General features: G+C 40.6%; 19 protein-coding genes and 1 tRNA gene. 6 read left to right on the top strand and 14 right to left on the bottom strand.

Translation table 11 applies throughout. The features are described from left to right. Nucleotides 1-632 precede the first annotated feature (632 nt). The 3 genes from ssb to J500_RS02920 all read right to left on the bottom strand — a co-directional run bounded on the left by ssb (nucleotide 633) and on the right by J500_RS02920 (nucleotide 3,835). On the bottom strand, nucleotides 633-1,196 hold the full coding sequence (ssb, locus tag J500_RS02930; protein WP_004991990.1) for a single-stranded DNA-binding protein: 564 nt from the start codon (nucleotides 1,194-1,196) through the stop codon (nucleotides 633-635). A gap of 51 nt (nucleotides 1,197-1,247) precedes the next feature. Beyond that, nucleotides 1,248-2,612, bottom strand: a complete 1,365-nt coding sequence (locus J500_RS02925) for an MFS transporter (protein ID WP_010588969.1) — start codon at nucleotides 2,610-2,612, stop codon at nucleotides 1,248-1,250. A gap of 143 nt (nucleotides 2,613-2,755) precedes the next feature. Continuing rightward, on the bottom strand, nucleotides 2,756-3,835 hold the full coding sequence (locus J500_RS02920; protein ID WP_004992003.1) for a DUF475 domain-containing protein: 1,080 nt from the start codon (nucleotides 3,833-3,835) through the stop codon (nucleotides 2,756-2,758). A gap of 194 nt (nucleotides 3,836-4,029) precedes the next feature. Between J500_RS02920 and tenA the strand changes: the two genes are divergently transcribed. Continuing rightward, nucleotides 4,030-4,701 (top strand): thiaminase II, encoded by a 672-nt coding sequence (tenA, locus tag J500_RS02915; protein WP_004992006.1) that lies wholly within the window; start codon nucleotides 4,030-4,032, stop codon nucleotides 4,699-4,701. 64 nt (nucleotides 4,702-4,765) lie between these two features. On the opposite strand, the gene J500_RS02910 is transcribed toward tenA, so the two are convergent. Both J500_RS02910 and J500_RS02905 read right to left on the bottom strand, forming a co-directional pair. Beyond that, nucleotides 4,766-5,050: a YciI family protein gene (locus J500_RS02910; RefSeq protein WP_004992008.1), complete on the bottom strand. Its 285-nt coding sequence runs from the start codon at nucleotides 5,048-5,050 to the stop codon at nucleotides 4,766-4,768. Between the two features lie 20 nt (nucleotides 5,051-5,070). Then, complete coding sequence (locus J500_RS02905) at nucleotides 5,071-5,415, bottom strand: GlpM family protein (protein ID WP_004992011.1); 345 nt, start codon at nucleotides 5,413-5,415, stop codon at nucleotides 5,071-5,073. Nucleotides 5,416-5,621: 206 nt separating this feature from the next. Between J500_RS02905 and J500_RS02900 the strand changes: the two genes are divergently transcribed. Then, the gene (locus J500_RS02900) at nucleotides 5,622-5,996 is read left to right on the top strand and encodes a hypothetical protein (RefSeq protein ID WP_004992014.1); all 375 of its coding nucleotides are present in this window, start codon (nucleotides 5,622-5,624) and stop codon (nucleotides 5,994-5,996) included. Nucleotides 5,997-6,092: 96 nt separating this feature from the next. Here the strand turns inward: J500_RS02900 and J500_RS02895 are convergent, their stop codons facing one another. Continuing rightward, nucleotides 6,093-6,446, bottom strand: coding sequence for a DUF1304 domain-containing protein (locus J500_RS02895; RefSeq protein ID WP_004992016.1), 354 nt, complete (start codon nucleotides 6,444-6,446; stop codon nucleotides 6,093-6,095). Nucleotides 6,447-6,640: 194 nt separating this feature from the next. On the opposite strand from J500_RS02895, the gene uvrA reads away from it, so the two are divergent. Beyond that, on the top strand, nucleotides 6,641-9,475 hold the full coding sequence (gene uvrA, locus J500_RS02890; protein ID WP_034698080.1) for an excinuclease ABC subunit UvrA: 2,835 nt from the start codon (nucleotides 6,641-6,643) through the stop codon (nucleotides 9,473-9,475). Here the strand turns inward: uvrA and J500_RS02885 are convergent. The 3 genes from J500_RS02885 to gloA form a co-directional block, all read right to left on the bottom strand. Beyond that, entirely contained in the window at nucleotides 9,464-10,174 is a 711-nt protein-coding gene (locus tag J500_RS02885) for a hypothetical protein (protein WP_004992019.1), read from the bottom strand. The two genes, uvrA and J500_RS02885, sit on opposite strands and share 12 nt — an antisense overlap. 57 nt (nucleotides 10,175-10,231) lie before the next feature. Further along, a complete protein-coding gene (locus J500_RS02880) occupies nucleotides 10,232-11,938 on the bottom strand; it encodes a GGDEF domain-containing protein (RefSeq protein ID WP_004992020.1) in 1,707 nt (568 codons plus the stop codon). Nucleotides 11,939-12,371: 433 nt separating this feature from the next. Further along, the gene (gene gloA, locus J500_RS02875) at nucleotides 12,372-12,902 is read right to left on the bottom strand and encodes a lactoylglutathione lyase (RefSeq protein WP_034698077.1); all 531 of its coding nucleotides are present in this window, start codon (nucleotides 12,900-12,902) and stop codon (nucleotides 12,372-12,374) included. 229 nt (nucleotides 12,903-13,131) lie between these two features. Between gloA and J500_RS02870 the strand changes: the two genes are divergently transcribed. Continuing rightward, nucleotides 13,132-13,207 (top strand) — tRNA-Thr (locus J500_RS02870). A 32-nt stretch (nucleotides 13,208-13,239) separates the two neighbouring features. Here J500_RS02870 and J500_RS02865 read toward each other — a convergent pair. The 3 genes from J500_RS02865 to J500_RS02855 form a co-directional block, all read right to left on the bottom strand. After that, entirely contained in the window at nucleotides 13,240-14,055 is an 816-nt protein-coding gene (locus J500_RS02865; RefSeq protein WP_034698074.1) for an SAM-dependent methyltransferase, read from the bottom strand. A 4-nt stretch (nucleotides 14,056-14,059) separates the two neighbouring features. Then, a complete protein-coding gene (locus J500_RS02860) occupies nucleotides 14,060-15,358 on the bottom strand; it encodes an FAD-dependent oxidoreductase (protein WP_034698071.1) in 1,299 nt (432 codons plus the stop codon). 409 nt (nucleotides 15,359-15,767) lie between these two features. After that, on the bottom strand, nucleotides 15,768-16,652 hold the full coding sequence (locus tag J500_RS02855) for a pirin family protein (protein WP_004992028.1): 885 nt from the start codon (nucleotides 16,650-16,652) through the stop codon (nucleotides 15,768-15,770). Nucleotides 16,653-16,937: 285 nt separating this feature from the next. Between J500_RS02855 and ycaC the strand changes: the two genes are divergently transcribed. Together ycaC and J500_RS02845 are read left to right on the top strand one after the other, a co-directional pair. Next, on the top strand, nucleotides 16,938-17,567 hold the full coding sequence (gene ycaC / locus J500_RS02850; RefSeq protein WP_034698068.1) for an isochorismate family cysteine hydrolase YcaC: 630 nt from the start codon (nucleotides 16,938-16,940) through the stop codon (nucleotides 17,565-17,567). Nucleotides 17,568-17,671: 104 nt separating this feature from the next. Beyond that, nucleotides 17,672-18,598, top strand: coding sequence for a LysR substrate-binding domain-containing protein (locus J500_RS02845; RefSeq protein WP_004994481.1), 927 nt, complete (start codon nucleotides 17,672-17,674; stop codon nucleotides 18,596-18,598). Nucleotides 18,599-18,602: 4 nt separating this feature from the next. Here J500_RS02845 and J500_RS02840 read toward each other — a convergent pair whose 3' ends face one another. Next, entirely contained in the window at nucleotides 18,603-19,691 is a 1,089-nt protein-coding gene (locus J500_RS02840) for an HlyD family secretion protein (RefSeq protein WP_004992031.1), read from the bottom strand. Nucleotides 19,692-19,709: 18 nt separating this feature from the next. After that, nucleotides 19,710-21,242, bottom strand: coding sequence for an MFS transporter (locus tag J500_RS02835; RefSeq protein WP_034698065.1), 1,533 nt, complete (start codon nucleotides 21,240-21,242; stop codon nucleotides 19,710-19,712). Between the last annotated feature and the right edge of the window lie 50 nt (nucleotides 21,243-21,292).

The following is a 21,292-nucleotide window of genomic DNA, read 5'->3' as shown; positions in this document are numbered from 1 at the left end:
TCATTGAATTTGACGAAAGATGCAGATTATATTTACATATAAATGCGAATCACCCCAAACAAGAAAAACTTTTTCAACTGAAGTGGTCAGTTTTAATCGACTATTGAGCACGACAATTCAATGAATGTACAAGCAGAAATTAGACAATAAGCTTCTAACTGGCGTAAAAGTATCAAAATTTATGCAAAAGCGGAGCTATTCGATAGCATCATTATTGAAGAAGATGATGCCCAAGTTTTGGTGAAAAAAACGACCGCTCCTACGCTTAAAAGTCTGGAGCAATATGGTCAAGTAATTTATATCAAAGCTCTTATCCAAACCTTTAGCACCCAGATTACGTTTGGGTTTTGGTTCTATTGCTTTAGATAAAATATCTGAGGGTGTGCAGCATTTAGCCGCCGTAGTCGAAGAGTATTCTTTATATAACGGATAGAAAGATTCAAAATTAAGCTAAGAAATCATTTAAAATCAATATAACACTGTTTCTAACGAATTTGAGCTAGTCAAAAATATCCATGACTAAAACTCCAAATTAATAGTGGCTTTTACCACAGTTTTTTAAGACAAAAAAATAAGAACCTGATCTCAATCAGGTTCTTACTATAATTAAGCACAATATTTAGTTATATGATCTAGAACGGTAAATCATCATCCAAATCAGAAGGCGCTGGTGCAGCAGGTGCTTTTGGCGCAAAACCGCCTGGATTATTGTTGCCCGCATTGCCATAACCGCCAGAAGAATTATTGGCATAGTTACCCTGATTAGAGCCATTATTTTGACCATAGCCAGACTGTTGTGGAGCATTATTAAAACGTGGCTGATTAAAATCATTGCCACCGCCCATTGCCTGATCCCCTTGCTGACGAGAATCCAACATCTGCATTTGCTCACCACGAATTTCAGTGGTATAGCGTTCCTGTCCGTTTTGGTCCGTCCACTGGCGAGTACGCAAAGAACCTTCAATATAAACTTTTGATCCTTTACGCAAATATTGCTGTGCAATTTCCCCTAAACGATTATGCAAGACAATACGATGCCATTCGGTTTGCTCTTTACGCTCACCTGTATTTTTATCTGTCCAAGATTCACTGGTCGCAATTGAAAACTGAGTCAGTGAACCTCCATTTGGAAAAGTTTTGGTTTCTGGATCACGTCCTAAAGTACCAACTAAAATAACTTTATTCACACCACGCATTAGCTAATTTCTTCCTATGTATTTCTGTGTTTTACTTTATAAGAGTTATGCTTAAATGGCTACCTCTGAACCTATCAAGTGCGTTAAATGTTGTCGCCCAGTATCATCGATCACCTGCTTATCAACTTTAATATACGCTACTTTTTGCTCAGCCATCACCACCACTTCTTCAATACCACGAATCGCCAATAGTTTTGAAGTCCATTCATCTGTTTGTTTTAATTCAGGTAAGGGCAATACGATCGAAGATAAATATCGCGGCTGCGCCAGACCAAAACTAATCAGCAACCAGATCATAGCAATGCCAGCCAAAATACTCCAACCAAGCGAAGTATTATGTAACATTAAAAGCTGACCACCCAGCACCCCCCCAAAAAATGCCCCTAAAAACTGGCTACTGGCATTAATCCCCATCGCGGTGGCCTTAGACTGAAGCGGCGCAGATTTGGATAACCATGAGGGTAACAGTGCTTCCATGACATTGAAGGCAATAAAAAATAAACCCAAGCCTAATAACAGAATATATTTGGACTCATAGCCAAAAATTAAGATCAGTAAACCTGCAATAATGCCCAAAATTGCGGTTAGAAAAATTCCGCGCATTTTGCGATATTTTTCCGCGACAATAATACTAGGAAACGCAAAAAGCAGACTAATCACCAAAAGCGGCAAATACACCATACCGTGTTTAGCTAAAGGAATATTGGCAAACTCAATCAATTGAGATGGTACATAGATAAACATGGCTGTCAGCAGTAAATGCAGTGAAAAAACCGAAACATGTAATCGATTTAAATCGCCCATCTGGATGACTTGTTTGAGCTGAGCCAGATAACCCTGACGAAAATTACGATGATGTCGAGTGACTTTCGGCACCAGCAGCAACATAAAAATGGCTGCAATTCCCATGATCGTGGTGACCCAAAATAAACCAGAGATGCCCACCTGACTGGTCAACCACGGCCCTAAGCTAAACGCGATAACAAAAGACAGACCAATACTCATGCCCATCACCGCCATGGCTTTAGTCCGCTGTTCCTCTCGGGTAACATCGGCCAGAAGTGCCATGACCACGGCTGACACAGCCCCTGCGCCTGCAATCGCACGTCCAATAATCACACCGTAAATAGTATGAGACATTGCGGCAATGGCACCACCTAGTGCAAAAAGTACCAGCCCTAAAATAATGAGAGGTTTACGGCTAAAACGGTCTGCCCAAAGGCTAAATGGAATCTGTAAAATCGCCTGACTTAGACCATAAATACCCACAGCCAAGCCAATCAACGCAGGTGTTGCATATTGGTAAGACTGACCTGCGATAGAAAACACGGGGATAATCATGAACAATCCCAACATTCGCAGGGCAAAGATACTGCTTAATGCAAAAGTTGAGCGACGTTCTATAGCATTCATCATCTTATTACGCTGAATTTAACCTGTACAAATTATAGGGTATTCACATCAAAACTTCGCTACATTCCTTCAATTTCTTGTGAACATAAAAACAAGCAGGGTGTAAAAACACCCTGCTAATTTAGTTGATTAGACTGAAAATTTGCTTAACTCAATGGTTGGTGCTTGCGATATTGGATCGATGCAATCACCGCCCAAACAATAAATGCCACCCCAATTAAACCCGTCACCACTTCTGGAACATGGACGCCCGTACCACTGGCAAGCATGATAAAAGCCAGTGCCCCAATCGCATAATGCGCCCCATGCTCAAGGAAGATGTAGGCATCTAGTGTGCCTTTTTCCACCAAATAGATCGTCATGGAACGCACAAAGATCGCACCAATGGCCAAGCCTAGCATAATAATTACGACATCACTGGTAATCGCAAATGCGCCAATCACACCATCGAAACTAAATGAAGCATCTAAAACTTCAAGATATAAAAATCCACCGAAACCAGCTTTTACCACTCCCGTCACTGCACCATTTTCATCATGCTTGACTGCATTACCTTCTTCATCCACTTCAGGTTCACCGCCTAGTAAGTGACTGAGTACTTGAACTCCAATATAGATTACTAAGCCCCAAATCCCCGCCATGGTCACCACCAGACGTTTTTCATCTGCCACTTGTGCAGACATGATCAGCAAAGCAATCAAGGCAATAAATACCGACATTGCAGGAACACTAGCCAAATGCGAAAGCTTGGATTCTAACCATCTAAACCAGTGAGTATCTTTGCCATCATCAAAGAAGAAGTTTAAAAAGACCATCAACAAGAATGTTCCACCAAAGGCGGCAATTTCAGGATGATGTTCCATCAAACGCTGTGAATACGTCGCAGGATCATTCAGCGCCATTTGTACTACTTCCAACATTCCCATATCCGCGGTTACTGCGACAATCACAATAGGAAAAATTAAACGCATACCAAATACGGCAACCAGAATACCCACCGTTAAAAATATCATTTTCCAGAAATGATCCCAGTTGCGTAACACTGAAGCATTGACCACGGCATTATCAAAAGATAAAGACACTTCCATCACCGCTAGGATTGCAGTAATGGTTAGGGCTTTAAACATCGTCGAAATGCCCGCCTCTGGCCCATGGGTATAGCCCCAATAAGCTGACAAAGCCAAACAAATCACGGTAAAAAAAATCGAAAAACGGAAATGCTTCATGCGTGCCCTGAATCAAAAATATTAAAATTAGGATTTCGCTGCATATTATGCGCGTTTTCAGCGTGCTTGCAGATGACTTTTATCTTTTTTTAGTAAAATCTTAAGGCAAAATTAATAAAGTATCTCTACGGCTACGCATGACAAAATTTTGTTATAGTCTGGGCGGATGATCTTTAGAATTTAGAGCAAAACAGATGAGTTTTACCCAAGAACTTTGGCACAATAATATTGAACTTTACCAAAAAACCTTGAATCTTCCATTTAATCAGGAGCTTGCCGCAGGGACTTTGTCTGCCGATGCTTTTTGTCATTATGTGATTCAGGATGCGCATTATTTATTGGCCTATGGTCGTGCTTTGGCAGTTGCCGCAGCAAAAGCGTTTGATGCCGACGATGTGATTCAGTTCGCTGAGGCAGCCAAAATCGCAATTATTGTAGAACGTAGTCTGCACAATGACTTTATGCAGCATTTTGACATTAGCAAACAGCAATTTGAAAGCACGCCACTGACACTTGCCTGTCATCACTATACTTCATTTTTAACCGCGACAGCATGGTCTGAAAGTTATCCAGTGGTGTTAGCCGCGTTGTTACCTTGTTTCTGGATTTATGCGGAAGTGGGTAAAGATAACGTAGAAAAATCAGTGGTGAATAATCCATATCAGGCTTGGATTGATACTTATTCGGGAGAAGAGTTTCACACTGCTGTGGGCAATGTGATTGCCACTGTCGATAAAGTTGCGGCGCGTTGTGACGATGACACCAAAGCCAAAATGCATGCAGCCTATACCATGGGTGCAAAACTAGAATGGTTGTTTTGGGATAGTGCTTATCAGCAACGACAATGGATGGGGCTCACACAATGACGCCTCTCTTTTAACATCGTTTGAGAATATTCCACTACATGCTGATAGAGGTATATCGCTTCGATCAGCAATTTAGAAGTTGCTCAAACTCCGGCCCCGTTTTGGAAAAAGTAACTTCTGTAATCTGATAGTCTGCAACTTGCTGAAAAGGATCTTGTTGTAGAATATGCTCAAGTTGTTCACGAGGCATGGTTTTGACCAAGACTACACCACCAGTACGTGGCTGTTTGCGCCCCGCACTAATAAAAAGACCTTCCGCAAAATATCGGTTCAACCAGTCAATATGTGGCTGGATCAACGCATCAACTTCATTGAGGGGTTTGATATAATTTAAGCTGACAATAAACATTGTATTTTCAACCTCAAGCCTTAAGCAGAATAAAAAGACGTCCAGCCATATAACAAAATTGCCGCAGCCAATACCCATGCCAATGTTGCAAAGCTGAGACACATCCCAATCGAGACCCGATCTGCAAGGTAATACACCGTTCCAAGATAAATGGCATAGGGAATCAGCGACCACAATCCAAACAACGCCGTTTTGCGCAACGCCTCAGCACCTTGTTGTCCAAATACAATCACATGCGCAATCAGTGCAAAAGTGGGAAATAACGGGACCAAACCCGCAATATAAAACGATCGGCTTTTAGATAATAAAGAAATCAGCAATACCACAGCCGCACCTAAGGCGCATTTAAAAAACAACCCGATCATGAGACAAAGAACACTGGAACAATGCTATTGAACTTACTCCTTTTTCTTGTAAAAAAATAGAAGCCTAGCCGTATTCAACTCAAAATCTAGGATGCAATTTTACAAATTTGGCTTGCAATTTTGGTCAAGTTCAAGCATTCTTATTTGATAATGATTATTATTTACTTAGCTTGAATATTTATGGCACGACCGTGTTGGAGAACATAATGCTGATAGAAACTCAAGGTAGTGAAGCGATGAATGCCATGATTACCTTGCGCCAATGCTGGTATGCAAACGAAGAAATTTATATCAATAAAGGCTGTTTACATTGTGGTTCAGCAGCGACCTATTTGATTTATTTTACCAACCGAAAAATACAAAAATTGATGCTGGATTTTATTGCCAAATATAATTGTAACCATCCCAAACGTGTTGATTTGATGGATTTAGAATACTTTGAGCAAGACTATGAACAATTACTGTCACAATTAGAAGCACAGGTGATTCATTATTCTTTTTCACAGCATAATCAACCCAAACGCATTACCTTTGAACAAGTCGAATCTATTTTTGAACGTGATTTTGCAATGGCTTGCTAAAGAATAACAATTACAAAAACTGTCTCCCGCTTGACTCCAAAGCACAGCTTAAGTTGTGCTTTTTTTTATTCGCTTGGTCAAGTTTTCATAAGATTTTTATAATAAATACACAGCCAGTAAGCCAAGCAATGCAGGTATTGCCTGAATATAAATAATTTTGCGACTTGCTGTAAGTCCGCCATAGATCCCTGCCACCAACACACAACTCAAAAAGAAAGTGGCCAAAGGCACTGCATAACTTGCAGGAGCAAACAATGACCAAATGAGTCCTGCGGCTAGAAAACCATTATATAAACCCTGATTTTGTGCCAGAACTTTGGTGAGTTGTGCTTTTTCTAGCGTATTCCCAAATGCCTTGAGTCCATAAGGCCGATCCCATAAAAACATTTCGAGTATCAAGATATACACATGTAACAATGCGATAAATGTGATCAGTATTTTAGCCAACATGATGATGATCCTATTTTTTGATCAAGTTCATTTTTAGAACTCTAAATATAACGGATTTATCTTCATGTGTATAAAAGTTTATTCTGTTTGTTTTCTGCCGACACAAATTGACGCATAAAATGGTAAATTTCATGCTTGAACATTTTTCATGCGCTATCATATATACCTTTTTAAAATTCGTTTAGGATCATTTTATGAGCCAAAGTCATATCCGTATTCGAGGTGCGCGTACCCATAACTTAAAAAACGTGTCTCTCGATATTCCACGCGATAAGTTTGTGGTGATTACGGGACTCTCAGGCTCAGGTAAATCCTCTTTAGCCTTTGATACCTTATACGCTGAAGGTCAGCGTCGCTACGTTGAATCGCTATCGGCTTATGCACGCCAGTTTTTATCGCAAATGGAAAAACCTGATGTGGATGCCATTGAGGGTTTAAGTCCTGCGATTGCGATTGAACAGAAATCCCCCAGCCACAACCCCCGTTCAACGGTCGGGACAATTACCGAGATTTATGACTACTTACGTCTACTCTATGCCCGTGTCGGTACGCCTTATTGTCCTGAACATGATTTGCCGATGGTCGCGCAAACCGTGTCTGAAATGGTCGATGCAGTTAAAGCATTAGAAGAAGGCACAGCCTTGATGCTACTGGCGCCCGTAGTTCGCGAACGTAAAGGTGAATATTCACAATTGTTTGAACAACTGCAAGGTCAGGGGTTCGTGCGCGCGCGCGTTGATGGGGAAATTATCGATATTGATAGCCCACCAGAACTAGATAAAAAGAAAAAACATACCATTGAAGTGGTCGTGGATCGTTTTAAAGTGCGAGACGATCTGGGCAATCGGATTGCGGAATCCTTTGAAACCGCGCTGCGTTTAGGTGGTGATCTGGCAATTTTATCATGGATGAAAGACGAACAGCCTGATCGTGTATTTTCTGCCAAACACTCCTGCCCTGAATGTGACCGTGCGGTGGCAGAACTCGAACCGCGGATGTTCTCGTTTAATAACCCTTTCGGTGCTTGTCCTGTCTGTGATGGTTTGGGAACACGTAGTCATTTTAGTCCAGAAAAACTGATTCCTACGCCTGATTTATCTTTGAGCCAAGGTGCGATTCGTGGCTGGGATCGTCAACGCCCGTACTATTATTCGATGCTGCAGAAAGTGGCTGAACATTTTGGTTATTCGCTGGATGAGCCGTGGAATACACTGGATAAAGACACGCAAAAGAAATTTTTATATGGCACAGGCAAAGAAAAAATTGACCTGAGTTATATCGATGAACGAGGTCGCAAACATAATCGAGTGATTCCTTTTGAGGGCGTGATTACTCATCTAGAACGTCGTTATCGTGAAACCGAAAGTAATTATGTTCGTGACGACTTGGCACAATATTTATCCAATGCCGCCTGTGATGCCTGTGGCGGTTCACGTCTGAATGAAATTTCACGCCATGTCAAAGTCAAGGATAAAACCATTGCTGACATTACCAGCATGTCGATTGGTGATGCAGAAAGCTATTATCAGGACTTAAATCTTGACGGTGCCAAAGGTGAAATTGCCGATAAAATCTTTAAAGAAATTCGTGAGCGCTTACACTTTTTGGTCAGTGTCGGACTCAATTATTTGAGTCTAGCACGTTCAGCCGAAACGCTTTCAGGTGGTGAAGCGCAGCGTATTCGTCTCGCCTCACAAATTGGCGCTGGTTTAATGGGCGTGATGTACGTACTGGATGAACCCTCGATTGGTCTACATCAACGTGACAATGACCGTTTGTTGCAAACCCTGATTCGCTTGCGTGATTTGGGCAATACGGTTTTGGTGGTGGAGCATGATGAAGATGCCATTCGCGCTGCCGATCATATTATTGATATTGGCCCAGGTGCAGGTATACATGGTGGTGAAATCATCGCCGAAGGAACCTATGAAGAATTGGCAAATCATGCTGACTCTCTGACAGGTCAATATTTATCGGGCGCTTTAAAAATTGAAGTCCCGAAACAACGTCTGCAATCCCCTACACCTGATCAGAAAATCAAGCTTTCTGGCGCAGCAGGTCATAACCTGAAAAATGTCGATCTGACCATTCCCTTAGGCATTATGACCTGTGTCACAGGGGTTTCAGGCTCAGGTAAATCTACCTTAATTAACCGTACTTTGTTGCCATTAGCTGCAACACAATTGAATGGTGCAACCACACTCACCGCAGAAAAATTTGATTCGATTGATGGGTTGCAACATCTGGATAAAGTCGTGGATATCGATCAAAGCCCGATCGGACGTACGCCACGCTCGAATCCTGCAACCTATACGGGTTTATTTACTCCAATTCGTGAATTATTTGCGCAAACGCCTGAAGCCAAAGCACGTGGTTATGCCGCAGGACGTTTTTCATTTAACGTGAAAGGCGGTCGCTGTGAAGTGTGTGAAGGCGATGGCATGATTAAAGTCGCCATGCACTTTTTACCTGACATGTATGTGCCTTGTGATGCCTGTCATGGTAAACGCTATAATCGTGAAACGCTGGAAGTCACCTATAAAGGTAAAAATATTTCTGATGTTTTAGAGATGACGGTCGAAGATGGCGCAGAATTTTTTAATGCCATTCCTGTGATTCACCGCCGTTTGGAAACACTGACTCAAGTGGGCTTAGGTTATATTCGTTTGGGTCAGGCTGCGACCACACTTTCAGGGGGTGAGGCACAGCGGGTGAAATTGGCACGGGAACTGGCCAAGCGTGATACAGGCAAAACCCTGTATGTGCTGGATGAACCCACTACAGGGCTACATTTCCATGATATTGCTAAGCTGCTCGATATCCTGCATGAGCTACGCAACAAGGGGAATACTATTGTGGTGATTGAGCATAATCTGGATGTAATTAAAACCGCAGACTGGGTGATCGACTTAGGCCCAGAAGGTGGTTCTGGTGGCGGTCAAATTATTGCCGAAGGTACACCTGAACAAGTGGCTGAAGTTGAGATTTCACATACAGGACGTTTCTTAAAGCCGATGTTAAAAATCTAAGGGCAGTTGTAGATCTATCTTCATATTTTGCCTCTTTCCTAGAACAACTCTAAATTTTCGCCATGTTTGGAGTTGTTCACTTTCAATTTGAGGATTCATTTCATCAAAAATCGATAGTTGATTTAAATATAAAGTTTGGAATGCTTTTTCACATCGGTAAAACCAAGAATAAGACATATTCATAAGTAACGATGTATGCATTCTTGATGAGTTAAAACTGTGGGACAAGCTTAAAAAAGCTGCCAATTTTGAGAATCCAAGTAATCTGATTTTTTCTGAAAATATATTCAACTGCTGATTTTCACTCTCTTGTTTCTCCAAATACGCTAAAGGTTCATTGCTTTCATCTGCACATAATTCTCTTAATAATGGATGCGTACATTCATCGAAATTATGATTGGTATATGCTTGATCAATTTGTATACCATAGCGGCTATGTTTTTCAGACCATTCAACAAAATGCTTGTACATCGCTCCATATAAATATTTCCAGTGATCTTCATTATCGATTTCGAAAAAATCTCCCTGTTTCCACTCATTGCAAGCAAAAACCCAAGCTTCTTGTATGATGTCATCTACACTATATTCTTTAGAAATTCTAGAAATTTTTTTCCATAAAAAATGGCGGTTTTGAATTTCTATATAAATTTGTTCTAAGTATTTTTTATGCATCACTTTATATATAAATTTTAAAGCCATGATATTGCTATTTAATTATTTAAACTCTATGAAAATTTGAACTCATAGATTTGCAATTCATCCCTCCACGACATTCTTCCCTTTGGCTTTAGCTCTCAACAATGCCTGATCCGCTTTTTGAAATAATGCCAGCCAATTATCCGCGCCCACTGCTACCCCTATACTGCTTGAAACAAAAAGCGGCGTTTTAAGATCAGACGTTTCAATCGCTTGTTGACTCAGTTTAAATCTCATTTTTTCTGCAAGATTTAAAGCATGCTCCAGCGAAATATCTTCAACCAAAACCAGAAACTCGTCCCCTCCATAACGGACAATTAAATCGGAGTTGCGTACTGATGCTTTTAGAATTTCAGCCACCAGTTTAATCACCTGATCTCCGACCATATGACCGTACTCATCATTGACTCTCTTAAAATTATCAATATCAACAATCATCAAACATAGCCGTGACAAATTCTGTGGATGCTGCGATAAAATCATTAAATAGTCATCTAAGGCCAAACGATTAGATACACCTGTTAAAGCATCTGTATTGGCAATGTTGCGTAACTGAAATTCAAGTGCATCACGCTGCTGCAACATGCGCTGTAATTTTTTTATGGCGCTAAATAATAAGGCAAACTCGTTTTTCTTATCTGTAGTCCCGATGGAACAGTCTGCCGTTCCTTCGGATAGTTGAAGAATTTGCTGTTTCGCTTCAATCAAAGGATGAATAATTCGTCTTAGTGCATAATTCATGGTAAATAAAGCGACAACAAGAGATAACAGCGACAATAATAAAGTGAGAATAAATTGTTGTTCCGCTTTTTCTTTACGTGTTTTTGCCACCTCGACACTGATATCCAAAAGATATTTCTGTAAATCGACCACAGGCGTGAATTTACTCACAATACGTTCTGTAAGTTGAGTTCCAGTCATTGAATAAGCTTCGTGGCGACGGCTTTCATCTAAAAGCTGCCCAACTAATGCAACACCTTCATCCAAAAACTCATGTTTTACTTGCTCATGCAGTTTTTCATATTCAGGGGTTTTGGCATATTGTGGCTGCAAGGTATCAATCAGGTTCCAAAGATATAATGCCTGATATTGGGTTTGCAGAGAACGAGCGCGATTATTATCGGGAATTGCTTCGCGAAAACTCACCGATGCAATCACATTAGATGCAACTCGTCCTGCCTGATCACGTAAATCTGATAACAATAAAATCATGGTGACATAGTCAGAGAGCTGACTGTCTACACTATTTCTTTGAACCACAAACGCTCGCAAAATTTCACGATAACTATCCCAAGCTGCAAACATGGCCTGAACAGCATGGTCATATTGAACCGATGTACGTGAAATGTCAGGAAGAGCGGCATAATCATCGACCAAGACGCGCGCTATTTTTAGCTCATGAATCATATTTTGTTGTAGCTGAAGCGCAATCTGCTGCTGACCAATACCCTTAAGCAAAATCAGATTTTCGTGAATATCCTGATCTACACCTTTGCGATATCGAGCCAATGCCTGCCGATGCGAGGTTTGACTGGCATAAGGACTCGACATCAATTTATTGGCGTATGCGCGTTCTCTTGAAATTTCATTGGCGGTATGGGCCAACAATCTTAAAGATTGAACCCCGATTAGATCCTGTTTAGATACTTGTAATGCTTGATAACTATTGATCATTAGAGGAAAACAAATACACAATAACGATAAAATAATCATCGTCATAAACATAAATAAACGCTGACGAATAGACCTGAAACCTAACTTTGGCATGTTTAAGTAAGACTCCCCAAGACTACGTCTGGTTCTATAAATCAACTGTATTATTTTCGATCTAATTGATTATATTAGCTTAAAACCAAACCAATACCTAATTTCAGCCAGATGATAATAAATCATGCTTTAATTTATTGATTTTTAGATTATAAAATAAATATTTAGACGATTGATCTCAAGACAAGAAAGCTTATAGTATTTTTTATCTTGTAGTCGATCTAACCTCAACGATCTAATCAAACTTAGAAGCTTGGCAAGTTGCCTAGAACAATGGGAGATAAAATCATTTATCTCCCATTTTTAGCTCTAAGCTTGAGAGGAAAGGATGCTTTTCCATCTCTAAGATATGTTCAATGAGTTGGCTTCTATCAATAAAATCTTTATATGCGGCAGGATTTGAACAGCTTATTCGCTAGCCATCGCCAGATGATTAAGTATGGCTCAGAGGTGTCGGCTGTAAAATCTCAATCCAGTAATCATCTGGATCTTTGATAAAGGCGACATAATTCATACGACCTTCACTGAGACGTTTTTGAAAATTCACACCCAATTGCTCAAAGCGCTCACATTCTTTCACGACATCAGGAACAGAAACACATAAATGCCCAAAACCACGTGGTTCATTGTTGCCATTGTGATAATGGAACTCTGGATCATTTTCAGTACCATGATTTAAGGTTAATTCGAGTACCCCTGATTGGCTTAATACCCACTGTTTACGTTCAATATCGTCTACAGGAATTTCATTTAAATGACGACGTACCAGATAAACAATGGTAAATGCGGCTTCATCAAATACCTGCTCATACACAGGCACGAAACCCAAAACTTTGGCATACCACTGAATCGACTCTTGCAGATTTTTCACCCGAATCATGGTGTGATTAAATACATAATCTTTGGTTTCAGGATTTTCAGAGACAGGAAGATCAAATTTGCTTAATAAATCATTTAATGCCATGAGGGCTTACTCCAGCCAGATTTCGGAAGAGGAATCATATTAGATAGCGAAACTTTAACGCATCAACAAGCTCAAATCCAATCTGGAGCAAATCATGGTTGCATAAATATACATTTTTCTCCAAACCTATCTTCAAGATTATTTTTACAAGTGAGATGTTCAATCTTCAAACAAATACGCATTTGAGACTTGTTTTTTTCGTGGGCTTCGGTAAAATTCACGCCACGTTGCCGGCATAGCTCAGTTGGTAGAGCAACTGACTTGTAATCAGTAGGTCCACAGTTCGAATCCGTGTGCCGGCACCATTTCCCCTTCTATTGATCCTAAAATTTTCTTTTTATTTTTTTATTGCACTGATTTGCATATAACGAATCATGCCTTCTCTGTTCAAGTAATCACACAATTTTGCGGTTGCCTGTATTTTAAATTGCGCCAAATCCTTTTTTGTATTGGAATTTGAAGCTATAAACCGTGCAAAACCACCCAATACCGACTCGGTGATATCGACACTTTTAACTTGGTAAAACCCGTGTTGTTCAAGTTGAAGCCGAGTCATGCCAAGCGTGGTGATGTGACTCAGATTTACATCTGCGGCTTTAAGCAAATAAGAATATTTTTGTTGCTGAAATCGGGAAAGTTGCCGCCATTTCTCCGACAAAACCAAATAATGAAAACCCAAACGCCCCTGTGTTTTTAGCACGGGTTTGACTGCATTTAAAAAGCGTTGTAAGTCAATATGATAGGCGGCATCTATACACAAGATGACATCAAAAGCTTCTGGCAAATAAAGCTGATTTAAATCTAAAAATGAACCCTGCTGAATGTGCGCTAACTGCGGTAAATGTTGATGAATCCGCCGAATAAGTGCTGGCTGTAACTCGAGCGCGCTAAGCTGTTGCACCTGATAATGTTCGATCCAATGTTGCAAACTCGCACCTTGACCACAGCCCAAATCCAGTAAACAGTCTTGTGCCGTTAACTGAACTGCGTTTGCCAGTTGATCTGCTAACTGGCAACATGCGGTTTTATAATCTGTTGTATTGTCCCAATATCCAAGATTACTCCATGCGAGTGTCCGTTCATCCCCCAATCGAGCAGCATCAATTGCATATTTATGAGGAAGTTTAGCCGTTAACGCATGAAGTAATTTCATCGATTTAGTAGCCGAGTTGGGGAGCAACCTCCACTTTAGGTGTTAAGCCTACAAACGGCAATGGCGCATTAAAAATTTCAGCAATATGCATGGCTGAAGTCACCGCAGATTCTAAAATAGGTAAACCATCGCAAGACCATGAACCACAGAAAAAGACCTTACGATTTGGCATTTTGTGACGTTGTTGCAATTCCTTGTTTAACGCGACTGTTTTGGAGTCCACGACTGCACGGGTCAATTTCACAGTAGAAATGATTTTCTTTGGATCAATTTCTGTAACAGGTCGCCAAGTCTGGAACACTGGATTTTTACCCACCAATGTTGGTTCAACCGCATTCATCCACACAGTAAATTGTTGACGGGTAAATTTACGATCCATCATATAGCTTAGGACTGACCAGTCTTTGCGACGTGGCGGCATCACCGATGTATCGGTATGGATCACCAGATCGCCATCTTCAAAACGAAATTGTTTTAAGATCGCAATATCATCTGCAAATTGTTCAGCATTTAAAAATTCTTCAACTTTGGAAGTGGGCGTCGCCACAATCACGCGATCATATAACCCTTGTTCGCCTTGAGTATTGACCACTTTTACTTTTTCGCCCTGTTGCTCGACCTGAGTAATCGCCGAACCACTACGAATATCCACCCCATCAATCAAACGATCAACAAAGGCAGGCGTTCCACCTTGCATACGCAATAAAGCATCACCATCGGTCAGTTGACGCAAAAAAGTCAATAAAGGTTTTGCAGGCCATTCACCGATGGTTTTAGGATTACAGGTACAAATGGTATATAGCACAGGCATCACCGCACCATGCCAAAACACTTCTTCAATATGATTCTGATTAATAAATTCGGCTAAGGTAATATCCTGTTGTTTAGACTTAAAAAACTGATTAATCGCAGTTTTTAGCTGTAACATTCCTTTCACCAGACGCCAACCATATTGTTGAATCCCTTTTTTGTTATTGATAATCGGGAAGTTTCCAATGCGGCTGCGGTTCGTGGTTAACCAAGTTTCTGTACGGTCTTCAAATAACCAGCTACACGCCATATAGGTACGTACTGGAAACATTTTCATACCCAAATGCGTTGCCAGACTTAAAGTATTCTTCCATAAATAGGGATTCATCACACGCAAAGGAGCATCGATCACCCCGCCCTCGAATTCAATACTATGGCTATCCATTCCTCGACCTGAGAGGGCTTCAAATATCGTCACCGTATGTCCTGCATCTTTTAAAATTCTTGCGGTAGCAAGACCAGCCATTCCGCTACCGATAATTGCGATATCCAAAATTATGATCCATCAGTTGAGAATTTTTTTGATTATGACTGATCGTCATGAAAAACACCGTATTAAAATCTACCAGTTTTTCTTAAAATTTTTAGCATTTTGAATAAAAAATAATCAAATAAAAATGTGATTTACATCACACTATAGTTATCAAACAAATAATTGAAATTATTGTAGTTTTAATCTTATATTTTTCAAAAAACTGATTAAAAAAAACAAGATAAATTAACCATTCGATCAATAAAGATTTTACAGTGATCTTCAATTGCGATAGGATGAACCCATAAAAATGCAAACTAAATCACAAAAAGTTCTTATAAAAACCTTAAAATGATAATCATCACATTACAGCGAAAAAGCCCTTTATCAAGGTTGATAAAGGGCTTTCTTATTTGAAAATAATCACGGTTTAGTGGTTGAGTTGAGCCTCTGTACTAATCCGACCAAATTTTCCGTTATTGAAGTCATGAATGGCTTCAATAATTTCTTTTTTACTGTTCATGACAAATGGCCCATAACCTTCAATTGGCTCATTCAAAGGCTCGCCAGTCAACACCAGAAATTTGGCATCGCTGTTGGCTGTCAGTTCAAAATCGACATCAGCCTGATCAAAAATGACCACTGAACGCTCACCCACTTCATGTGTTGCATTGATCGAGACATTACCACTCATCACCACCAACAGTGAATTATGTCCTACAGGAACGCTGAACGTATGGGTTTTACCCGCAGTGATAAAGCCATCCCAGACATTCACAGGACTAAAGGTGGTGGCAGCCCCTTGTGCAGTTTGATACTCACCAGCCACGACGCGGATATAACTTCCTGCATCATCCAATGGAATTAATGGAATTTGATCCGATTCAATCGCCTGATATTTAGCAGGCGTCATTTTTGAATGCGCAGGTAAATTCACCCAAAGCTGTGCCATTTCAAACAAACCACCGTGCTCTGCAAACTCAGGTGAATGAAATTCTTCGTGCAGAATACCACCACCTGCTGTCATCCATTGCACATCGCCTGTTTTGATGGTTCCACCACCACCTGCTGAATCTTTATGTGTCACTTCACCTTTGTAGGCAATGGTCACTGTTTCAAAACCACGGTGCGGATGTGAGCCGACACCCCGTTGTGAATGCGTCGGTTTAAACTCATATGGTGCGGCATAGTCCAATAACAAAAATGGACTAATGGCTTGTCCAAAACGATCATAAGAAAATAGATTGTTGACTGGAAAACCATCACCGACCCAGTGCATGTGTTTGTTTTGATAAATACCTTGAATATTCTTCATTGCCATCACTCCTCTATCAGGGCTAGCATTTGTACAAATTTTACGCCGATCCTGATGGAAGTGATACCGTCTGCATAAAACTCAGTGTCTCATATTTAAGACAATTTAAGGCTTATAAACTAGATATTTGAAAATATTTACCAAAATTATAGAAAAATATCCTATTTTTATGATTGTTTATCTCAATAAATTTTCTTAAATGCCCATCTTCGCTCATCTAACATGGAAAACTTGGCTAGCCTATTTTTTTAAAGGCTGGCAATCGCTCAAGAGAGGAGATAAATCATGAGCAAACCATATGTGCGTTTAGATAAAAATGATGCTGCGGTATTACTGGTTGATCACCAAACTGGTCTACTTTCGTTGGTTCGTGATATTGATCCAGATAAATTTAAAAATAATGTGTTGGCTGTGGCTGACATTGCTCAATATTTTAATCTACCTACCATTTTAACGACCAGTTTTGAAGATGGACCTAATGGCCCGCTCGTTCCTGAATTAAAAGCATTGTTCCCAGATGCGCCATATATTGCCCGTCCAGGACAAATCAATGCATGGGACAATGAAGATTTTGTCAAAGCCGTGAAAGCCACGGGTAAAAAGCAATTGATTATTGCTGGCGTAGTCACCGAAGTATGTGTTGCATTTCCAACCTTGTCTGCACTAGCAGAAGGCTTTGAAGTCTTCGTGATTACCGATGCATCTGGTACATTTAATCATCTTACTCGCGATGCAGCGTGGGATCGTATGTCTCAGGCTGGCGCACAATTAATGACATGGTTCGGTGCAGCAGGTGAATTACACCGCGATTGGCGCAATGACATTGAAGGTCTAGGTCAGTTATTTTCAAACCATATTCCTGATTATCGTAATCTGATGACCAGTTTTGCCTTAACACATTCTGATCATAAATAAGTTGCAACCCAACGATCCGAATAAAAATAAGAGTGAGCCAATCACTCTTATTTTATTTTAGTATGTAATAAAACAAAGACGACCTGTTTGATTGAGGCCGAAACATGCATTCATTTGATGATTATTATTATTTTTATTTGATGGTCAAACATGGTGGATTTAGTGCTGCCAGTGAAGCTGAAAATATAACCAAATCCAAGCTCAGTCGCCGCATTTTAGAGCTTGAGGATAAATTCAATGTGAATTTAATCCAGCGAACGACGCGACATTTTAAAGTCACTGCGTTAGGACAAGAGTTTTATGAAGAATGTGCCAAAGTGATTGCACAGGTAGAATGCGCCAAAAATGTATTATTACAACAACGTACCGAACCGCAAGGTCTGGTCAAAATTAGCTGTCCGTTATTGATGATGCGTTTTCAGATTCGAGAATTGATCAATCATTTTCTAAAAGCTTATCCCAAAGTTGAAATCGAATTAGAGCTGACCAGCCGCCGAGTCGATGTTTTGTATGATGATATTGATATTGCGATTCGTACCAATTTTGAGATGACTGAAGATTCGAGTCTGATTGTTCGAGATGTGATTAAGACCACGCATTGTCTGGTGGCAGCCCCTGAAGTCTTACAAGGCAAACTCATCGAAAACTATCAACAACTCACAGACTTTCCGTGTATCGGTTTAGGCAATCAGAAACAGGATTATGTCTGGGTTTTAAGGCATCATGAAAATAATCGACACGTTGATATTCGTTTTAATCCACGTATGCGTTGCAATGATCTGGCGGGAGTATACTACGCTGCCTGTGATGGTTTGGGAATCGCAGATTTACCCTATTTGACCGTCGAAGAAGACATTAAACAGGGAAAATTAATTCATATTTTGCCCGAGTGGGAGTCCAATGAAGGGATGGTACAACTGGTGTATGCTTCACGCAAAGGCCAGCGTCTCGTGGTTGAAAAGTTAATCGAAACACTGGTCGGTGGCATGCGCTCACTAGGCAATATGAAAAAAGGCTATCGTCTCATTTAAAATCTTATGCGTTGTTACAACTTTGATTTGCTGTATTGGCTTCCAGATTAACAATCGCTGACATACCAATCGCAATTTTATCGAGACCTTTTTGTTGCGGATCAAAGCTGATTTTGACAGGGAAACGTCGCACAATTTTTGTAAAATTTCCTGTGGCATTATCAGGCGGTAACAATGCCAGTTCTGCACCACTACTACGTGAAATACTATCAATTTTTCCACAGAACTTTTGATGAGGAATCGCGTCCAGACTAAATTCCACCCGATCTCCAGGTGCGAGTTTAGCAAGTTGTGTTTCTTTTAAATTCGCTTCAATCCAAAGCTGATGGATGGGAGCAACCACGATCAGATTTTTACCGACACTCACAAACTCACCCTCACGAACTTTACGCGAGACCACAGTTCCCTCACGTGGAGCCATCAGCTTAGTGGCAGCCAAATTATTTTCCGCCTGCGCTAAATTGGCTTGGGCGGCGACCAGCGATGCTTTTAATGAATCATTTTGTGCTTTTAACACCTGAATATTCTGTTGCGATTCTTTGATTTTAATATTAGAAACATTGACTAAAGAAGTTTGGCTCACCGTGTCTTCAACCGCTTTGTCATATTCACTTTTACTCATGCCCCCTATTGCAGCAAGTTCTTTGGTACGTTTGAGATGATTATCCGCACGAAGCTGAGCAGCTTTGGATGCCGCAATTTCTGCTCTGGATATCTCAACCTGATCTTGAGCCAGCTTAATTTTTTCCTCTAGCTCATGTTGACTGGCCTGAATTTCCAAAATCCGTGCCTGCGCTTGATCTACCGCAGACTGATAGTCTGTTGCATCAATTTCGACCAGTAACTGACCTGCTTTGACATGCTGATTATCCGAGACATTGACTTTGGTCACATATCCGCCGACTTTATTGGCAATATAAGTCAGATCGCCTTTGACATAAGCATTGTCAGAAGACTGTGAATTTTTACTGACACTCCAGTAAAAATACAGAAAATATACCACCGCAAAAAGCGCACACATGATCACCAAAGCAATCACAACACGCACCCAAGGACGAAACGGTCTTTTAGCTTGAATAGTTTCTGTGGTCATGAATTTATCTCGGCAAAGTTAATGCATGGCTTTACTGTATGGGAAAACCCAGACACAAGCGGATGCGATAAATAAAATGAAAAATACCAGCAAAAATGCGTCGTTATAGGACATCGCAAAAGCTTGAATCCGAATATGTTGATTCAACTGTGCATAGCTCACGGCATTTAATGCTGACGGATCACTTAATGCGGTACTCAAGCTGTGACGGATACTTTCCAGCATTGATAAGGTTTGCTCATTTTGTAACTGAACATCCTCGCCGATCATGGCAGAATGCAATTTTTCACGTTCATTAATAAAGTGATTTAAGATGCCAATACCACCCACCAAACCAATTACCCGTGCATAGTTAAAACCAATACCACAAGTGGGACCTTCCGTTGGAATAATGTCATATAGCACCAGATGCAAGGTCGCCAAAGAAAATCCGCCCTGCCCTAAACCTGCCACAAAAATAGGCCATAGGAAATCATGGATCGCCCATTGTGAAGTCGAAAAACTACAATACAGTGAACTAAAAGCCAAAATGCATAAGGCCAGTGACATCATGATACGCTGATCAATACGTGGGCTCAGATAATAAGCCGTCATCACGCCTATGAAAGTACCCACAGAAAAAGGCCAAAGCACTTCCGCAATTTGTTCAATCCGAAAGCCTGAAAGCTGAATTAGAAACTGAGGAATTACCCAAATAATAAACAGTGAACCAAAACGGAAAATCACCTGAAAAATAAGCGCATAGCTAAATGGTTTATAAAACAGAGTTAATTTGAACAATGCCGCATCATGTCGAATAAAATGCATAATCGCAAAGCCCATCAACAAAAAACCTGCCAAAAAACTGGCGCTAATCCACCATGCTTCAAACCAGAAATGTCGCTCACCTTCTGACAAAACCATCACGATTAAACTGAGACCCGCCGAAATCAGTAAATAACCCACCCAGTCAAACAACTTAAATGCTTCAAGTCGAATCGGATCTTCCTTAAACAAAAAATTGGCAAGAATGACATAAGCAATAATCCCTAGCGCGGGAATAATGAACAGCAAATGCCAGTTTTCGCTATACAGAAAAAGGCTGCCTAACCATGCAGAAACGCCAATTCCAATCGCAGTGGCAAGTGCAAAATAGGTTAAGCCCCGCGTCCGAATCAGACCCGCAGGATGGGTAGAAAACAGGATAATAAACATTAAAATCGGTAACATGCCTGCAAAAAAACCATGCAGGATCCGTAAAAACAACATCACGGCAAAAGAATGAGTCATTACGATCAACAAAGAACTCAGAATAAAACCCAGTCCTGCAATCATCATGGCGCGTCGACGACCAAAGGCTCCTGAAAGCAAAAAGGCAATCGGTAAACCCAGTATTTGTCCAACATTGTATAGGGTCACCACCCAACCCACTTCCTGCGAGGTCACTGCAAAAGCACCTGCGATATCTTGCTGCGCAAAAATAATCGACAAAGGAAATGTACTGCTCACAATCGCGCCAAAAGCCGCGATGGTCATTGCCATTATTCGTTGCATTTTCACTGCATCTGGCATGTCATTTCCTTGGGTTTACTGGGTCAGGATATTGATCGTGAAGCTATAAA

This window comes from Acinetobacter sp. 479375 (genome assembly GCF_000581715.1).
GTDB lineage: Bacteria > Pseudomonadota > Gammaproteobacteria > Pseudomonadales > Moraxellaceae > Acinetobacter > Acinetobacter ursingii.
The sequence above is the reverse complement of the archived record's forward strand: the minus strand, read 5'-3'. Positions and strand labels throughout refer to the sequence as shown.